This is a genomic window from Marinobacter shengliensis, assembly GCF_030297115.1.
Classification (GTDB): Bacteria; Pseudomonadota; Gammaproteobacteria; order Pseudomonadales; family Oleiphilaceae; genus Marinobacter; species Marinobacter shengliensis.
This window is the reverse complement of record NZ_AP028062.1, coordinates 2,839,164-2,856,189: the sequence shown is the minus strand read 5'-3', so window position 1 is coordinate 2,856,189 and position 17,026 is coordinate 2,839,164. Positions and strand designations below refer to the sequence as shown.

Below are 17,026 nucleotides of genomic sequence, written 5' to 3'. Positions count from 1 at the left end.
TTCAATGACAGACAACACCCCACCGCAGCACATAGACAACGACGAAATCGACCTGATGGCACTGCTGGGCACCCTGTGGGATGGCCGCTGGATAATCGCCCTGGTTACCGTTTTGTTCACCGCCGCCGGCGTGTTCTACGCGCTTATCCAGGTACCGGTATACCAGGCTAACGCCCTTATCCAGATTGAAAGCAGCAAAGGCGGCCTGCCCGGCATGGGGGAAGTGTCTGAACTGTTTGCCTCAGATTCCAGCGCCGTTACCGAGATTGAAATCATCAAAAGCCGCAGGGTACTGGGTAGCGTGGTAGATACCCTGAACCTGGATATCGTTACCAGGCCCCATTATTTCCCAGTGGTGGGGGAGGCCATGGCCCAGCGTTTTAAAGGTGGCCGTGGTGAAGTAGCCCCCGCCAGATTCGGTGAGCAATACGCCTGGGGTGGCGAAAGCCTGGAGATTTCCCGGCTGACCGTACCCGAAGGCCATGAGGGCCGCCCTCTGGTGCTGCGGGCCACCAATAACGGCTGGGAGTTGTACCAGTACGAGGTGGCGCCAGCCAACCTGCTGTTAGAGGGTAGGGTAGACGAACCTGCAGACGCCGAAGGCTACGGCCTGATGGTGACCGAACTCAATGCCCGCCCGGGCACCTGGTTTCATGTGATGAAACAGCGCCGCTTTAACGCCATCGCCGGTCTGCAGAGCAATCTGGCCGCCAGTGAGCGGGGCCGCAACTCTGGTATTGTGGCCATCAGTTACGAACACAAAGACTACCGCCGGGCGGAAAACATTCTGGATGAAATTGGTAAACACTACGTTCGCCAAAACGTGGAACGCAGCAGTGCCGAGGCGGCCCAGTCCCTGGCCTTCCTGCGCCGAACCTTGCCTGAAGTAAAACAGGAGCTGGAAGAAGCCGAGCGCAAACTGAACGCCTACCAGGTAACCGCTGAAACCATCGACATCACCGCAGAAGGCAAAGCCATTCTGGACCAGGTGGTGGACCTGGAGCGGCGCATCTCTGAGCTGGAAATCCAGCGGGCAGAGATAGAGCAGCGCTTTCGCGATACCCACCCCCGCTACCGGGCCTGGGCTTCCCAGATGGAAGAACTTAAAGCCCGCCGGGCAGAGCTGAACCAGCGCATTGGCAACTTGCCAGAAACCCAGCAAGAACTGGTGCGCCTGCGCCGCGATGTGGAAGTGGGTAACGAAATCTACCTGCAAATGTTGTCTAACATCCAGCAGCTGGACATTGCCCGTGCCGGCACCGTGGGCAACGTACGGGTAGTGGATGAAGCCGCCGTAAACATTAATGCGCCCGTGCGCCCCAAGCGTTCGCTCATAGCCGCCATTGCGCTGTTGCTGGGCGGCATGGTGGGTGTGGGTTCTGTGCTGGTTCGGGCAGCGTTTAATCGCGGTGTCGAGAACCCGGACGATATAGAGCGCATTGGCCTGCCGGTGTATGCCGGTATTCCGTATTCCAAAACCCAGCATGATGTACTGGACCGGAAAAAACGCAAAAAAGGTGCGCCCAACCTGGTTAACCTGCTGGCCGTTGAAAACCCGGCAGACCTGGCCATTGAATCCCTGCGCAGCCTGCGCACCAGCCTGCACTTCGGCATGATGGACGCCAAAAACAATATCCTGATGATTTCTGGCCCCAGCCCGGCGGTGGGCAAAACCTTTGTCTCCACCAACCTCGCCGCCATCATGGCACTGGCAGACCAGAAAGTACTGCTGATTGATGCCGACATGCGTAAAGGCTTTAGCCATGAGATCTTCAAAGTGTCTAACGACTGTGGCCTTTCAGAGGTGCTCTCAGGGCAGTGCTCGCTGGATGAGGCCATCCATTGTTCAGACATGGCCGGCATGCTCAGCTTTATGCCCCGGGGTTCTGTGCCGCCCAACCCGTCGGAATTGCTGATGAGTAAACGGTTTGAAGAAATGCTGGAGAAAGTCAGCCCCAACTACGACCTGGTGATTATCGACACCCCGCCAATTTTGGCGGTAACCGATGCCGCCGTTGTCGGCCGCCATGCGGGCACCACCATGCTGGTTGCTCGCTTCGGGTTGAACCCCATCAAAGAAATTGAACTGACCAAACGTCGATTTGAGCAAAACGACATCCAGGTTAAAGGCGTTATCCTCAACGGCGTAGTGAAAAAAGCCTCCGCCTACGGCTATGGCGGTTACGGTTACTATAATTACGAATACAAGGCAGACAAAGCGTGACTCTGGCCAAGCAAGTGCGCACCATTTGCCCAAAACTGCCGATCACCCTGGCAGTTGCCACCTTTTTGATGGCGGGCGAGGCCATCGCTGCCCCCTGGCTGGAACCTGGCGACCCGAGGGCCAGGCACGCCGTACAACAACTGGCCGACCGTGGCCACCTGAACCGCACCGTAACCACTTGGCCGATGATGTGGGCCACCATAGACAGCGGCTTGAAAGCACAGGGCAGTGCCCACACGGATGCCAGCGTAACCACCGCCAGTGCCTACCTGGCCTTTGAGCAAAACTACCAGGCCGCTGGCGGCATGCGTAACGATTTTACCGTAGCCGGCACCACTGAAACCCCGTTTATCCGAACCTTTAACGGTGGCCCAAGAGAAGAAGCCGAAGCCACCGCAAGGGTAGAACTGCAAGCCCAGAACTGGGCCGCCCGGGCCAGCGTCACCTACGCCCTAGACCCGGAAGACGACGAAAACATAAGGCTAGACGGCAGCTACCTGGCAGGTACCGCCGCCAACTGGGTACTGGGCGCCGGCGCCATAGACCGCTGGTGGGGCCCGGGTTGGAGCAACAGCCTGATCCTCTCCACCAACGCCCGGCCCATGCCGGCGGTTTGGCTAAACCGTAAAGACGCCAAACCGTTTGGAAGTGAATGGCTAAGTTGGATAGGGCCTTGGCAATTCACCGTGTTTGCCGGCCAGTACGAAAGCGAACGGGCGGTACCCCGTGCAAAGCTCATTGGTATGCGCGCCACCTTCCGCCCGTTTGAGGGACTGGATATTGGCCTCTCCCGTGCCATTCAATTGGGCGGCGAGGGCAGGCCCGAAGATGGTACAACAATATGGAGAGCACTGCTTGGTAGGGATAACGGCCAGTTTGGCCAGGATCGAGACCCCGGCAATCAGCTTGCCAGCGTTGATATCCGCTACGGCTTCGCCATTGGCAACCAAAGCATGAGCCTGTACGCCCAAATGATGGGCGAAGACGAGGCTGGCGCCTTCCCGGCCAGAAAATCCTGGTTGCTGGGCAGCGACTGGACCACCAGCGTTGGGCAAAGCCAACAACAGTGGTACCTGGAATACACAAACACCACAGCTGATGACTTTATGGGCAGTGCCATGCCTAACATCAGCTATGAGCACCACATTTATAAGACCGGCTACCGCTACTACGGTCGAAATATGGCTAGCACCTATGAGGGCGACGCTGAAGCCGCCACTCTGGGTGCCTACAACTTCTACCCCAACGGGCATAACCTGGGCCTAACCATTACCTGGGCAGACCTAAACCATGACGGCACCAGCCGAGTAGCGGCCACCAACCCGGCGGTGTTCTACAACGTGCCCAAAGAACAACAGGAAATTCTCTTGCTGGATATAAGCTACGGCCGCCCTCTGTTTGGCGGTTGGCTAAACCTCAAAGGCCAGGCTGCTGACACAAGATTGGCTCTGGAATCCGGCAGCAAGCAAAATTGGTTAACCTCAATAGACTGGACCTATCGCTTTTAAACTCCAAGCAATTAATCTACAAATGGGCTCGGCCGCTTCAGCGGATGCACAAGAAGTGGCGACTTCAGGTTTGCAATGTAGCTTTGAGACCATGAAGAGCAATACCTCCGCACATGTCAAACTAGAGGGCATCGTGAGCGTAAAACTTTTGCAAAAGCGATCTCGAGGTGGTCTAGGGAGCGGTCCGGGCAGACGTTGGGCACGGTGTTCTCAGCATTGATGTGAACGCCAAAAAGCTATGTTGGTACGCAAGATCATAATATGATGCGGGGTAGATTAAGGTGGCGATTATGGTCAGTATTCTAATTTAGCTATATAGATCCCAGCTTCAATACCACTGAGTTAGTGCCAAAGTGAAATATCGAGAAATCGACGGAGCAGAGACTGTAGCAGTACATTGGGTTATCTTTTTTGCTGAGTTTGATTTTTCTCCATTGTTGATGTTCGGATTAATATTTGTGAGTTTGCGGCTAATTGATTGGGTTTATCATTATTAGATAAGTAGATTGGTTGAATTCATGGTGCAAAGTAATAAAGATTCTGTTTAAATCAAATTTTGGATGCTTTACTGCGTTTGCTTTTGCGTTCTTTTAATTCAGTGTCATCATGATCACAGGTCTTTATCGCGCGATTGTAACCATCAGTTTTGTACCTAATATCCTCTTCTGGTCGCGTGATTTTATATAATAACTGCTTTACTTTGATAGTGTGCTATAGCTTTAACCGGCAATACCCACATGAAAAAGCATGACGGAAATGCCAACACCTAATAGAATACAACGCGTTAAAGATCGCGCCTTCTCTGGTCCAGCAGGTAATGTATTCCGCGGTATGGCGACCTTGGCTGCCGGTAACATCGCTGCGAGACTCATCGGCATTGCCGCCATACCGGTTCTTACCCGTCTTTACAGTCCGGAAGATTTTGGTGTGCTCGCTGTTCTGACTTCTCTGGTTGCTATCCTGGCCCCGATAATATCTCTGCGTTTTGTGCTCGCCATACCATTGCCACGGCGAGATGGTGTGGCCATCAACCTGCTGGTACTCTCTACCGTGATTATGCTGGGTATGATCTTGATTGCCTCTCTTGTGTTCTGGTTATTTGGGAAGCAGTTGCTAGGACTGTTTTCAATGGAATCTTTGGCTCCGCACTGGTGGCTGATCATTTTTGGCTTAATTGGTGTAGGTGGCTATGAAATGTTGTCGCTATGGGCAACGCGTAGACGAGCTTACAAAGACATCGCACAAACCACTGCGATCCAAAGCCTGATTGGCAATCTAATAAAGCTGATGCTGGGGTTTCTGGCGATAAAGCCATTGGGGCTGCTGATCGGTCAGGTGCTTTCGAGTGGTGGAGGTGTAATATCGCTGTGGTTGAGATTCAGGACCGACTTCTCAAGCAACCGACGACATATCAGCATCGAACGGGTTTTGCTTACTGCCGCTCGTTATCGCCACTTCGTCATATTTCGTTTACCTTCGCAGTTTTTTCTGGCTTTTTCAACGCAATCGCCTCTTCTTTTTTTTAGCGCTGTATATGGTGCTCATGATACAGGTCAGCTGAGTATGGCTTTGGTAATCATTGCCTTACCATTATCAGTTATAGGTCATAGCATTTCCCAAGCCTATTACGCTGAGGTTGCGAAGATTGGTGTTAAAGATTCAGCTCAATTGATAAAGATCACTAGGATTGTTACTCGGAAGCTATTTTTAATGTCGATAGTTCCCTGCCTGATCCTGATGTTTGGGGGGGCGTACATTTTCGATTTCTTTTTTGGTAATAAGTGGAGTGTCAGTGGAAGCTTTGCGTCACTTCTATCCATATACTTGATTGCTCAGTTCTCTACTTCTCCTGTTATGAATGTTTTTAATATTATTAATAAGCAGGGCGTATTTCTTCTTATCAATATGATGCGAGCGATATTGATGGTTTTAGTCTTTGTTGTTGTTGCTCCATATCTGTCTCTTCTATCCTATGAAACGGTACTTTTATACTCATTGGTGATGGCTGTATTTTATGTCTGTATCTATCTACTTGTGATAAGTCAGCTAGAAAAGCTCAGAGGAAGAGAAGGGAGAATATAATGTCCATTAATATAATTATAAAATCTATTAAGGTGTTCACTATAGGAAATGCCTCGTCTCGAGTTATGTTTTACTTGAGTATGGCGAGAGCGTTTCAGTCAAGGAGAAGGTTGAAGCGTTTTCTACATAGCAGAATGCAAAAATATGGTGTCTATATTTCTGCCAACGCAAGAATTGGGGAGGGAATTAAACTTCCTCATCCTACTGGGGTGGTGATTGGTGGGGGTGTGATCATTGGCAGGAATGTGACTGTTTTTCAGAATGTAACTCTTGGAGGCGCCCGGGTAGGGGACTCGAAGAATCAAAACTATCCAATTATTGGAAGTAATGTCGTGATATATGCAGGTGCGGTAATTGTGGGAAAGGTAAGTGTTGGCGATAACGCGATCATAGGGGCCAATTCAGTTGTGCTGAGCGATGTGCCCAGTGGAGCTACCTGTGTTGGTGTTCCCGGTAAGGCAGTACAATCGAGACTAGAAAGGAGCGGGGTTTGAAAAGTATTTCACTCAATAAGTCTAAATTGGTTGGAGGGATTCAACTATCAGGTGCAAAAAACTCAGCGTTGCGTTTACTGGCAGCCAGCATCCTGACGAGTGGAACCATCAGACTGAGTAACTATCCGTCCCAATTGCTTGATGCCCAGGTGCATGTGGACATGTTGATGGCTCTGGGCAAACAATCCCTGTTGATAGCTGACGATACTATTCAGATCAAAGAAGTAGAAAATTTGCAAACCCGCCTTGAATGGGAGGGGCGTTCAATCCGCAATACGTTGCTTATTCTTGGTGCCTTAACAGCTCGCTTTGGGCATGGGGCCGTGCCGCTGCCCGGGGGGTGCAAGCTGGGAGAGCGCAAATACGATCTGCACGTTATGCTGTTGGAGCGACTTGGTGCCCGGGTTTGGGAGGAAGGTGATTACCTTTTTGCGGAAGCGAGTAGGGGGCTAGTAGGTGTTGATATCTATCTTCCCATTCGTTCCACCGGGGCCACTGAAAATGCCATTCTAGCTGGCAGCTTAGCTAAGGGCATAACGCGAATTTGGAATCCGCATATTCGGCCGGAAATTCTTGATCTCATTGCATTGTTAAGCAAGATGGGCGCGAAAATCACCGTTCATGGACAAGAGCACATTGAAATACAGGGTGTGGATGGCTTGCACGGCGCGGAGCACCGGGTGATCGCCGACAATATGGAGGCCATAACTTGGCTGGCGGCGGCAGTGATTACTGAAGGTGATATAGAGATTCACGACTTTCCTTATGAGGACCTTGAAGTAGTGTTGGCGCACCTGAAGGCTGCGGGTGCAAAGCTCTATGAGGGCGATAATTCACTTATTGTTCGTGGAGGCACTTGTTACCCGATAGAAATCAGTACTGGCCCTCATCCTGGTATAAATTCAGATGTACAGCCGATTCTCGCCGCCTGGGCTGCCAAGGCTCGCGGAGAGTCGCGAATAATTGATTTGCGTTTCCCGGGGCGTTATGGCTATGCCGAAGAGATGGCAAAAATGGGCTTGGCCTATGATGTTAAGGGAGACATGTTGAAGATACGCGGCAATGGCGGTGAACTACATGGTGCCGAAGTCAGGGCGCTGGATTTGCGAGCTGGTGCCGCGTTGGCTTTGTGTGGCCTTGTAGCTCAGGGAGAAACCATTGTTCATGATGCTTGGCAAATAGGCCGAGGCTATGTGAACTTCCTAGAAAAACTAGGAAGTCTTGGGGCGAATATCCGTGAGTACTGAATGATGAAGCCCTCCAGAGCTTTGCTTGCAGACCTTGAAGAGCTAGTCCCTGGCGGCGTCTTAAGGGCGGTATCACTTGTAGATGTTAGCCGCTGGAAGATAGGGGGCATCGCTGATGTAATTATTCGTCCCGAGAGCCCTGAGCAAGTTCAGGCGTTACGCCAGTACTTCTATCGGAATAATATTCATCATATCGTTATTGGTATGACCAGTAATTTACTGTTTTCAGACGAAGGGCTGAGAGTTCCATGTATTCAAATCGGTAGTCGTATGAGCAAGGTCGATATTCTTTGTGGCGTTGTCCAGGCTCAGGCGGGTGCTTGGGTGCCGGGCCTTGCTAGAAAAGTCCAGAAGGCAGGGTTCGCTGGCGCCGAACACATTTGTGGTATACCTGGCACGATAGGCGGTCTTATTTGCATGAATGGAGGAAGCCAAAGAAAGGGTATTGGCAGTTCCGTTGTTGAGGTTACGAGTATTGATGAGGCGGGTGGCCTGCATTTTCGTAAGGCAGATCAGTGTCGTTTTGGTTACCGGGAGTCTGTGTTTCAGCGTAATGGCGAGATTATTGTGAATGCTGCTCTGGACTTTAAGAGGGCGCCAGACCCAAAGTTAGTGCGGCGTGAGATGATAGACATCCTATCGTCTCGCAGAAGGAAGTTTCCCCAGAAATTACCTAATTGTGGCTCTGTTTTCAAAAGTGATCCAGCGTTTTATGACAAGTATGGGACGCCTGGCGCTATTATCGAAAAACTTGGCTTAAAAGGATTTCGCATAGGTGGTGCAGTAGTTCCAGATGTTCATGCAAACTTTATTGTTAATGTAGGAAATGCAACCGCTTCAGACGTAATATCCGTCATTCAGTCTATCAAGTCATCCGCTGAAGATCAGCTTGGTGTAATGCTTCCAGTTGAAGTCTGTTATGTTAATCAGTTTGGCCAAATTAAGGCGTTATAGAGTATGCATAATCTGATCATTTCAGTTTCTGCTTTTAATGGAATGAATGAGTATGGTGGGCATTACTTCTCTGCATTGACTACGGCTAGAGAACTAAGCAAGAAACATAAGGTAAGTGTTTTTGTAGTTGGTGATTTCTTGCCAAAAACGTTGGCGGTTAATGATGTATCCGTTGTTTTCATCAGGTATCACGCCGGTTTTTTCTGTGTGGCCCCCAGTGGCATCAAGGAATTGGTGAGGAGTTCAGGGGCCAACGTTGTTGTTGCATTTGACATGAAGGCCGGTGTGATTTTTAGGCTCATTTCCGCACAGCAAAGTCTTGGGTTTATTCAGGTAAAGGCGGGTGGGCCTTTACCTAAGACTCCCTATATTAATAATCCGCACCAGGTCCATTTCTCAAAAAAGGACTATGATTGGGCAAGTAAAAGAATCGCCTACGGCAAAAAGGTTATATCTTGGGTGCCAAATCGTGTCGCTGACACGAAGCCAGATGAACTGGGTATTGCGAGACTTCGTGAACAGCTTGCGGTCGCCCAAGACGACATTGTTTTGATGCGAATTGGACGGATAGATAAAAAGTATAAACCTGCCTTTGTCGGAGCTATCGAATCCGCGAGAGTCTTAAGGAAGAATGGCTTTTCTGTGCGTCTGATAATGATCGGCGCTGTAACACATCAGGATCTATATGAATATCTAAAAAGTATAATGAGCGAAGAAGATGTGTTGCTATCTGATGCTTGTTACACAAAGAATGCACGGCGTTTTCTTGCGATGGCAGATCTTAATCTAGGTGTTGGCAGGGGGTTTATGGAGGGCTGTGCTGAAGGAAACTATATGCTCGCAATGACCGCTGAGAGTAAGCTTCCTGTTGTTGTTGATGAGGGTAATATCCAAGAGCTCTTCTCGGAAAACTTCTCTATGCGTGGTCGCTCTACCCGCACGGATAGTGAACGAGTATCAGATCTTGTTAATCTGGCTCGCGAGGTATCATCTTCGTCCGGCGGGTCTTCGTTATCAAGAGGCTGGTTTGAGAGGTATTTTGATAGTGGTCGCATTCTGGATTTATATAGTCCCATTCTTGATTCTGCAGAGAGGAATAGGGAAATGATAGATTTCTTTGTGTTTTTCGAGTGTACACTCTTTCTTCTGAAAAAAGCGTTGAGAAAAGTCTCTATGGACAAGATGGTCTAATGCATAAATATAATGCAATCTCTCTAGCTCGAATGCCAATCGTTGAAGCTCGGGGAGTGGAGGCAAGATCAAGTCGTCTTCTGCAAACGATGAGAGGCCTGTCTATCGCATTGTTCTTATTTTTGCTCCTGCATTTCGAGTCGATTTCAATTAGTGGCCTTAAGGTTGCCCACCTGTGGAAGGTAGGTTTTGCTCTAATTCTACTTACTTATATCTTGCTGTCTAGTAGAGGTGTGATTAAGCTGCAGTGTTTCTTGCCGCTGATTTTACTTGTTTTTATTCAACCATTGAATTATGAGTGGTTCCTTAACCCCATAGGTTTTTTGGGGGTGCTGGCGCAAATGCTATTGTTCCCCGTTGTTGGTATTTTCTTGGCTTCACTTCCTTCACGGGTTCTGAGGAAAGTACTTGTTTTTATACCTTTTTTTATTGTTCTATCTTTTGTTCCGTATGAGCTTGGATTTTTGAAAAGTCTGGGTAAAGAGCTTGATATGGGCGCTTATGGGGCTGCAGAGGTCTTTTCTAATGTTGGACTTTTTGCAACGCCTCACTCAGCCTCCTCAGCTCTTGCTTTTTCATTTTTGATTCTTATGTATTTATGGGTCGCAAAGGTCTGCAGTCGTTTTTTGGTTTCCCTAGTTTTAGTTCTTTGTTTATATTTTCTGCTATCAACGTATGTCAGAACTGGATTGGCAATGGCGCTAGTTGGGGCGCTTTTTTTTATCTGGCGCTTGATGAATAGTGATCCAAAAAGGTTCTTCCGCACAGTTTCTCTGGTTTTAGTAGTAGGACTTCTTTCCGGTAGTTGGGTGACTAATAATCAGGTTCTTATGGATAGGATTCTAGGGCAGCGCTTGCATAACTCAGAAGACTCTTTTGAAAGGCTTGGTAGTGGAAGGGGAAGGCTGATTCTGGCGAGTTATGATATCTATATGAAGAGCAACACCTTTGAAAAAGTCTTTGGACTTGGTGACACAGAACAGAAGGCTCGGATGAATCGAGAAATAGGCTTAAGTTTAGTTCCTCACAATGGCTTTTTATACTTGTTGCTTACTAATGGGATTTTGGGACTTTCGTTATTCTTATGGTTTATTTGGAAGGTCTGGAAGTATTTTGGCCGGCTAGGTGGTATTCATCAGACGCTTGCGGCGTCCTCGTTGGCAGCTTATTTAGTATTGTCCTTTCTACAGAACTTTAATTTGGTTTATAGTTTTGTGATTTTTTTGGTCATCGCTGCATATTCAATCAGAATTGAGTATGAGCCGATTTCATAACTAGGATTTTGTTAATCGCATTTCGAAACTTTTTAATATTAGTATCTTTGGTTGGATTCGTTAGTGGTAATCTATTGCATTCGTTTCGCTGGGTACCTAGAGCTATAATTTTGGATATTTTATGAATTTTTTTCCTGTGTATATACATCTAGAAAAATGCGGTGGTATGTCGCTTCATCACGCCCTGAGATATTGCCTGCCCGGCTACGAAGTTTTAAAGCCATGGTGGTATTGGTCGAATGAGCCGGGTAATTATTTTTCCCCTCGCGAACTACGTCTGTTGCAACGCTTCCATCCGGTACTCACAGGGATTGGCGGTCATACGACTCGCTCCTATGCAAACTATGAAACTGAGCTTGATAAGCCTGTTTTTTACTTTACGTTTCTTAGGGATCCTATTGCTCGCTATCTTTCTCATCTCAACCATCAGGTCAATAAGATGGGAGTTGAATGGCCTGTGGACGAGTTTCTCAAGGAAAGAAGGTTTAACAACCTTATTACCAGGCGTATAGCTGGCGATGACGACCTTGAGTTGGCCAAGCGTAGGTTAAGAGATGATTTCGGTATGGTGGGCCTGTTTGAGTCGTATGACAAGTCTCTAGTAATTTTATCTAGTATCATGTTCGGTGTTCCGGACCGGCTCCACTATGAGCACATGAATGACTCCGAAAGCGAAACCAAGGTTACGTTTAATGAGCTTTCGGCGGATCAACAGGCGATGGTGATCGAGAACAATTCCCTTGATATCGATCTTTATGATTGGGTAAAGCGTGAGGTCTTTCCTGGGTATGTCGATCGTTATATTGGTGATCTTGATGCTGATCTTGAACGATTCAGGAAACAAAATGTCGGATTTCGCTACAATCGAACTAAATGGTACTTCCTGAGGCTCTGTAAGGTGTACTCAGAAAGAGGTCCCCAGAGGTTGGCGCGGCGTTTAGCTGGTGGTTCTAGATGAAACCAAAAAAGATCCATGTGCTTTCCATAGGTCCTGTTTCTTACGTTGGTGGTATCAATGTTCACATGATCCGCCTAGCGGCCTTGCTAGATGGCATTGTCGTCTTCGATTTTATCGACGACGCCCCACCGCAGATCGCAACGGATGTGTCTATATGTATTCGAAAAGCGAACTCTATTCCACATGTTCTGAGAAAGATATGGCAGTCTGATATAGTCCACATTCATTCAGGGAACTGGCTGCTGCGAATACTGCTTGTTTTGATTTGCTGCCTTCTGCAGGCGAAAGTTGTAATTACCCTGCATTCTTATCGGTTTTCCGGATTGAAGAAGCTGCTTTCGGATGCTGTTTTGCGGTTGGCGAATGAAGTTATCTGTGTGAATCCAGATATCAAATCATCTTCGAAGCGTGCTGATGCATTAGTGAAAGAGGCATTTATTCCTCCCGTTGACGCGGAAAGTCGAGACCTTCCTGATGAAATCGATGCTTTTATTAATCGCCACCGTGGTTCTCTTCTAATTTGCGCAAATGCCTATCGCCTGGCTAGACATGAGGGCAAAGATCTTTATGGTCTTGATCAGTGTCTGGCAGTTGCTCGTCAAGCCAAAATCGCAGGGGACAATATTGTCATTCTTTTTGTGGTGGGAACAGTAACGGCTTCTGATGATCTTTATCACTCTGCGCAGAGGGCCATCGAGGATGAAGGGCTTGATGAGTTTATTTGTATTTATCCGAAAAGCCTGGATTTCATCACGCTTATACGCCGGTCAGATATCGTAATAAGGCCAACTATTACAGATGGTGATGCGCTCACAATCAGAGAGGCGATATTTCTGGGCAAGCCCGTTATTGCCTCTAACGTTGTTGCACGGCCTGCTGGCACGGTTACGTATCGGTCTGGAAATGCAGAGGATCTCTATGCTGCCATCAGAAGTGTAGCTTCTGCCTTAGCTTCTGGTGATAGGCCCACAGATCAGGCAGAGACCTGCTCCATGGATCTGTACAAACAGTTCTACCTTGAGGTTTATGAGAAATGCATCAGTTGACACAAAAGCTAGGTTCAGGGGATATGGGCGTTCAGGATGTTCCTGTGCCACAAGTTGCCCCTGGGTTGATACTTGTAAAAAATCATTACTCAATTATCAGCGGCGGCACAGAAGGCTCCACAGTCACCGCAGCAAGAAAAAGTCTCATTGGTAAGGCGAAGGAGCGCCCACAACAGGTTAAACAAGTAATCGATACCTTCAGAAGCCAAGGGCCCCAGCAGACCTACCGTGCAGTGATGAAGAAACTGGATTCATACTCGCCACTTGGCTATAGCTGTGCGGGTGAGGTGGTTGAGGTTGGTGAAGGGGTGACGGAATTCAAGGTGGGTGATCTTGTAGCTTGCGCAGGTGCAGGTTATGCAAATCATGCCGAAATTGTAGCTGTACCGCTCAATCTCTGTGTCAAGTTGGCCAGCCATGCGAATCTCAAGCATGCCGCATATAACACCCTTGGCGCCATTTCTATGCAGGGGGTCCGCCAGGCAGACTTGCGTGTTGGAGAAACCTGTGTGGTGATTGGCTTGGGTTTGCTGGGCCAACTTGCCTGTATGATCCTCAGGGCCTCCGGTGTGCATGTGATCGGTGTCGACGTGCTTCAGTCTTCAGTGGATCACGCATTGGCGAATGGTATCGTCGACCATGCCTTTACCCGGGACGCACCAGGCGTTGAGGATAAAATCCATGCCGCGAGTTACGGAAATGGCGCTGATGCCGTCATCATTGCTGCAGCCACTCATAGCAACGATCCCATTAACTTTGCGGGTGCGATAGCCCGAAAAAAAGGCTGTGTGGTTGTACTTGGCGCGGTCCCTACGGGGTTTGAGCGAGATCCCCATTGGTATAGAAAGGAACTGGAGCTGCGTATGGCCTGCTCCTATGGCCCTGGCCGCTATGATCCACAATACGAAGAAAAAGGGGTCGACTATCCACTTGCCTATGTGCGCTGGACAGAAAAGCGAAATATGGAGGCATTTCAACGCCTAATTGAGAAGGGCTTGATGCCTCTCGATTGCCTGACCACCCATGAGTTTGCCTTTGAGGATGCTCCCAAGGCGTTTGATATTATCGCGAATAAGTCAGAACCGTATATTGGCATCGTGCTGCGTTACGACACCTCCAAGCCGGTGGTTCGGGGAGCCGTTCGTGTAGGGGGGGAAGCAGGCTCTCCGGAGGCAGCGGTGAGCGTTTCGTTTATTGGCGCTGGTAGTTATGCGCAGAGCCATCTCTTGCCGAATATACCGGATCGCACTGAAGTAAGGCGGGTCGGTGTTATTTCTAACTCTGGCACTACGTCCAAGCGTGTGGCAGAGAAGTACGGTTTTTCGTTCTGTACCTCGGAAGAGGCTGAGATTCTTGCGGAGCAGACGAATACGGTATTTATTGCAACGCGGCACGATTCCCACGCTGACTATGTGATGAAGTCGCTTACTGCTGGCAAGAACGTGTTTGTTGAGAAGCCCCTCTGCTTAAACATGGCGGAGCTGGAGGAAATTGCCGATCTGCGTGCAAGTTCCGGCAAGGCTGTTATGGTGGGCTTCAATCGCCGCTTCTCTCCTCATGTACAGACCATTAAGTCCCGCCTTGGCTCTGGCCCCATGTCGATGATCTATCGTGTTAACGCCGGGAGCGTTCCGGCAGACAGCTGGATTCAGGATATGGAAGTGGGCGGTGGCAGGATTATCGGTGAGGCTTGTCACTTTATTGACCTGCTCACTTACCTTAATGGCAGTCTGCCGAAGGCGGTTTCAGCCATGGCGCTGCCAGATCCTGGCGGCCTGAACGATACCGTTAATATCAGCATCCAGTTCGAGAATGGCTCGACCGGGGTAGTGGCATACTATGCCAATGGACCTAAGGATCTGCCGAAGGAATATCTTGAGGTATTCGCGTCTGGCAGCACCGCTGTTCTCGAGGATTTCAAGGCACTTCGCATATACGGTAAGGGTAAGGTAATGCGCCAAAAGCTCTGGAATCAGAACAAAGGCCAACATGACATGGTTGGCGCATTTATTGACTCACTGCTGAAGGATGGCTCAAGTCCGATTCCCTTTGAGGATATTTACGCTGTGACCAAAACTTCATTTCTGGTTCTGGAGTCACTTCGGAATGGCAGCCAGGTGGTCTCTGTAAATGATTGAGGAGAGTTTTACTCGCCTGCGGGATTACTGTGAGGCCGAGAATTATAAAGGTTGGGACCCGTATGATGGCCTGAATTCCGCCATCTTTCAGGCCACCCCGTTCAAGCGCTGGGATATTGCACGTTTGGTGCTGATTCAATTGTGCAAGCGCTCGCCAGTTAACTTACGGCCACTGCTGTTGGTGCCCAAGCAACATAACGCCAAGGGTGTTGGGCTGTTTTTGAATGGCTACTGTAACTTGTACCGGCTTGCAGAGCAGGGCGACACGCGCTTTGGCAGTCTTGAAGAACTACGCAGCAAAATTGATGAGGTTGGCGGGCTTTTAATGACGTTGCAAAGCCCGGGATACTCAGGAGCATGTTGGGGCTATAACTTCGATTGGCAGGCGCGCCGGTTGTTCCTGTTCCCTGCCCACACTCCGACAGTAGTGGCGACAACCTTTTGTGCTAGTGCGTTGTTTGAGGCGTATGAGATTACTGGTAACAATCTATATCTAAGTACAGCCTTGTCCTCTGCCGATTTTGTACTTAAGGATTTGCACCGCTCGGAGCATAAAGGCGGTTTTATGCTCTCCTACAGCCCGCTGCCAGGAAACGATACGGTCTATAACGCCTCTTTACTGGGCGCCAAACTGCTCAGTTATTGTTATCACTACACCGGCAACGAAGAGTACAAAACCGTTGCCCGGCAGATCGTCAATGCCGCCTGTGAAGGCCAGGCGAAGGATGGCTCCTGGGTGTATGGGTTACTCCCAGTACAGTCGTGGATTGATAGCTTTCATACCGGTTACAACCTGGACGCAATATCACACTACACCCGGTTGTGTGGAGACAACGCCTACAAGGTTCATCTGGACAAAGGGTTGAAGTTCTATCTTGAAAACTTCTTCCTTCCAGATGGAACGCCAAAGTACTACCACAACAAAACCTACCCGATTGATATTCACTGTCCTGGGCAGTTGTGGGTTACGCTCAGCCAAATGGACTGTTGGCAGGGTAATGCTGCGTTGTGTGAGAGCGTTGCGCAGTGGACTGTCGCGAATATGCAATCGCCAAAAGGTTATTTCTACTACCAGCTCAAGAAGGGCGTGAGCTCCAAGATCCCTTATATGAGGTGGAGCAACGCTTTTATGTTTAATGCCCTAAGCTATTATCTGTTGGAGCAACATGGACAGTGACAAACTAAACGGCGTTAGGGTCTTTGCACCAACTTCCCGCCAAGCCCTGATTGAATATGCCTTCCAGAACCGCAGCCTTCTAGTAGCGGTAAATGCAGAGAAGCTTCTGCACGCTACCGACCAGACGCGTTCCATTATTAACAGGAATGTCGGTTACCCCGACGGCCTTGGCGCGGTGATGGGTTTGAAGAAAAAGGGCCTTCGGGATGTGGTAAAGATTCCGGGCTGCGAGCTGTGGTTGGATATTATTCGCAGCCATTATCGGGAAAAGAGCTTTTACCTGGTTGGTGGTAAAGAGTCGGTTATTGGCCAGGCCGTGGCACAGTTGAAAGCTGAGTTTCCCGGTATTCGCATACTTGGGCACCGCAATGGGTACCTAAAGGGCGAAGAAGACAAGCAGGCGCTGATTGCCGACATCACGGCGAAGAAGCCGGATGTGGTGTTTGTAGCAATGGGGTCTCCCCGCCAAGAGTTGTTGATGGAGGAGATGCAGGGCCGACACCCCGCAGTTTACCAAGGGCTGGGGGGGAGTTTTGATGTGTATACCGGCCAGGTGCAGCGCGCTCCCTCATGGTGGGTTGAGCATCACCTTGAGTGGCTTTATCGCCTGCTGCAAGAGCCAACGCGTATCAAGCGTCAGATTCATTTGGTGCGCTTTCTGATGCGGGTTGCGTTAAACCGTTTGTAAGCTTCCGCGCCTTTCCCGTTTACTTTGTTTCTCTCTTCGTTTTTC

Annotated in this window: 13 protein-coding genes; all 13 read left to right on the top strand. The window is 49.3% G+C overall.

All coding sequences use genetic code 11. The features are described from left to right. Positions 1–4 precede the first annotated feature (4 nt). The 13 genes from QUE75_RS13080 (at position 5) to QUE75_RS13020 (ending at position 16,981) form a co-directional block, all read left to right on the top strand. Complete coding sequence (locus QUE75_RS13080) at positions 5–2,224, top strand: polysaccharide biosynthesis tyrosine autokinase (RefSeq protein ID WP_286250739.1); 2,220 nt, start codon at positions 5–7, stop codon at positions 2,222–2,224. After that, a complete protein-coding gene (locus QUE75_RS13075) occupies positions 2,221–3,732 on the top strand; it encodes a capsule assembly Wzi family protein (RefSeq protein ID WP_286250737.1) in 1,512 nt (503 codons plus the stop codon). The genes QUE75_RS13080 and QUE75_RS13075 overlap by 4 nt, the downstream gene beginning before the upstream one ends. A gap of 747 nt (positions 3,733–4,479) precedes the next feature. Further along, positions 4,480–5,814, top strand: a complete 1,335-nt coding sequence (locus QUE75_RS13070; RefSeq protein WP_286250735.1) for a lipopolysaccharide biosynthesis protein — start codon at positions 4,480–4,482, stop codon at positions 5,812–5,814. Further along, positions 5,814–6,308, top strand: a complete 495-nt coding sequence (locus QUE75_RS13065; protein ID WP_286250734.1) for a serine O-acetyltransferase — start codon at positions 5,814–5,816, stop codon at positions 6,306–6,308. The genes QUE75_RS13070 and QUE75_RS13065 overlap by 1 nt, the downstream gene beginning before the upstream one ends. Continuing rightward, on the top strand, positions 6,305–7,555 hold the full coding sequence (locus tag QUE75_RS13060; RefSeq protein ID WP_286250732.1) for a UDP-N-acetylglucosamine 1-carboxyvinyltransferase: 1,251 nt from the start codon (positions 6,305–6,307) through the stop codon (positions 7,553–7,555). The genes QUE75_RS13065 and QUE75_RS13060 overlap by 4 nt, the downstream gene beginning before the upstream one ends. Further along, on the top strand, positions 7,556–8,509 hold the full coding sequence (gene murB, locus QUE75_RS13055) for a UDP-N-acetylmuramate dehydrogenase (RefSeq protein WP_286250730.1): 954 nt from the start codon (positions 7,556–7,558) through the stop codon (positions 8,507–8,509). It begins immediately after the preceding gene. Between the two features lie 3 nt (positions 8,510–8,512). Continuing rightward, positions 8,513–9,700 (top strand): hypothetical protein, encoded by a 1,188-nt coding sequence (locus tag QUE75_RS13050; protein ID WP_286250728.1) that lies wholly within the window; start codon positions 8,513–8,515, stop codon positions 9,698–9,700. After that, positions 9,700–10,974 (top strand): O-antigen ligase family protein, encoded by a 1,275-nt coding sequence (locus QUE75_RS13045; protein ID WP_286250726.1) that lies wholly within the window; start codon positions 9,700–9,702, stop codon positions 10,972–10,974. Before QUE75_RS13050 ends, QUE75_RS13045 begins: the two co-directional genes overlap by 1 nt. Positions 10,975–11,095: 121 nt before the next feature. Next, the gene (locus tag QUE75_RS13040) at positions 11,096–11,932 is read left to right on the top strand and encodes a hypothetical protein (protein ID WP_286250724.1); all 837 of its coding nucleotides are present in this window, start codon (positions 11,096–11,098) and stop codon (positions 11,930–11,932) included. Further along, positions 11,929–12,978 (top strand): glycosyltransferase, encoded by a 1,050-nt coding sequence (locus QUE75_RS13035; RefSeq protein WP_286250722.1) that lies wholly within the window; start codon positions 11,929–11,931, stop codon positions 12,976–12,978. The genes QUE75_RS13040 and QUE75_RS13035 overlap by 4 nt, the downstream gene beginning before the upstream one ends. After that, positions 12,966–15,116: a bi-domain-containing oxidoreductase gene (locus tag QUE75_RS13030; RefSeq protein WP_286250720.1), complete on the top strand. Its 2,151-nt coding sequence runs from the start codon at positions 12,966–12,968 to the stop codon at positions 15,114–15,116. The genes QUE75_RS13035 and QUE75_RS13030 overlap by 13 nt, the downstream gene beginning before the upstream one ends. Next, positions 15,109–16,293, top strand: coding sequence for a hypothetical protein (locus tag QUE75_RS13025; protein WP_286250718.1), 1,185 nt, complete (start codon positions 15,109–15,111; stop codon positions 16,291–16,293). The genes QUE75_RS13030 and QUE75_RS13025 overlap by 8 nt, the downstream gene beginning before the upstream one ends. Beyond that, on the top strand, positions 16,283–16,981 hold the full coding sequence (locus QUE75_RS13020; RefSeq protein ID WP_286250716.1) for a WecB/TagA/CpsF family glycosyltransferase: 699 nt from the start codon (positions 16,283–16,285) through the stop codon (positions 16,979–16,981). The genes QUE75_RS13025 and QUE75_RS13020 overlap by 11 nt, the downstream gene beginning before the upstream one ends. Positions 16,982–17,026 lie beyond the last annotated feature (45 nt).

Excerpts from the sequence above, each read along its gene's own strand:
- QUE75_RS13020 (WP_286250716.1), top strand. The coding sequence starts at position 16,283 with ATGGACAGTGACAAACTAAACGGCGTTAGGGTCTTTGCACCAACTTCC.
- QUE75_RS13045 (WP_286250726.1), top strand. The coding sequence starts at position 9,700 with ATGCATAAATATAATGCAATCTCTCTAGCTCGAATGCCAATCGTTGAA.
- QUE75_RS13030 (WP_286250720.1), top strand. The coding sequence starts at position 12,966 with ATGCATCAGTTGACACAAAAGCTAGGTTCAGGGGATATGGGCGTTCAG.
- QUE75_RS13040 (WP_286250724.1), top strand. The coding sequence starts at position 11,096 with ATGAATTTTTTTCCTGTGTATATACATCTAGAAAAATGCGGTGGTATG.
- QUE75_RS13080 (WP_286250739.1), top strand. The coding sequence starts at position 5 with ATGACAGACAACACCCCACCGCAGCACATAGACAACGACGAAATCGAC.
- QUE75_RS13070 (WP_286250735.1), top strand. The coding sequence starts at position 4,480 with ATGACGGAAATGCCAACACCTAATAGAATACAACGCGTTAAAGATCGC.
- QUE75_RS13035 (WP_286250722.1), top strand. The coding sequence starts at position 11,929 with ATGAAACCAAAAAAGATCCATGTGCTTTCCATAGGTCCTGTTTCTTAC.
- QUE75_RS13065 (WP_286250734.1), top strand. The coding sequence starts at position 5,814 with ATGTCCATTAATATAATTATAAAATCTATTAAGGTGTTCACTATAGGA.
- murB (WP_286250730.1), top strand. The coding sequence starts at position 7,556 with ATGATGAAGCCCTCCAGAGCTTTGCTTGCAGACCTTGAAGAGCTAGTC.
- QUE75_RS13025 (WP_286250718.1), top strand. The coding sequence starts at position 15,109 with ATGATTGAGGAGAGTTTTACTCGCCTGCGGGATTACTGTGAGGCCGAG.
- QUE75_RS13050 (WP_286250728.1), top strand. The coding sequence starts at position 8,513 with ATGCATAATCTGATCATTTCAGTTTCTGCTTTTAATGGAATGAATGAG.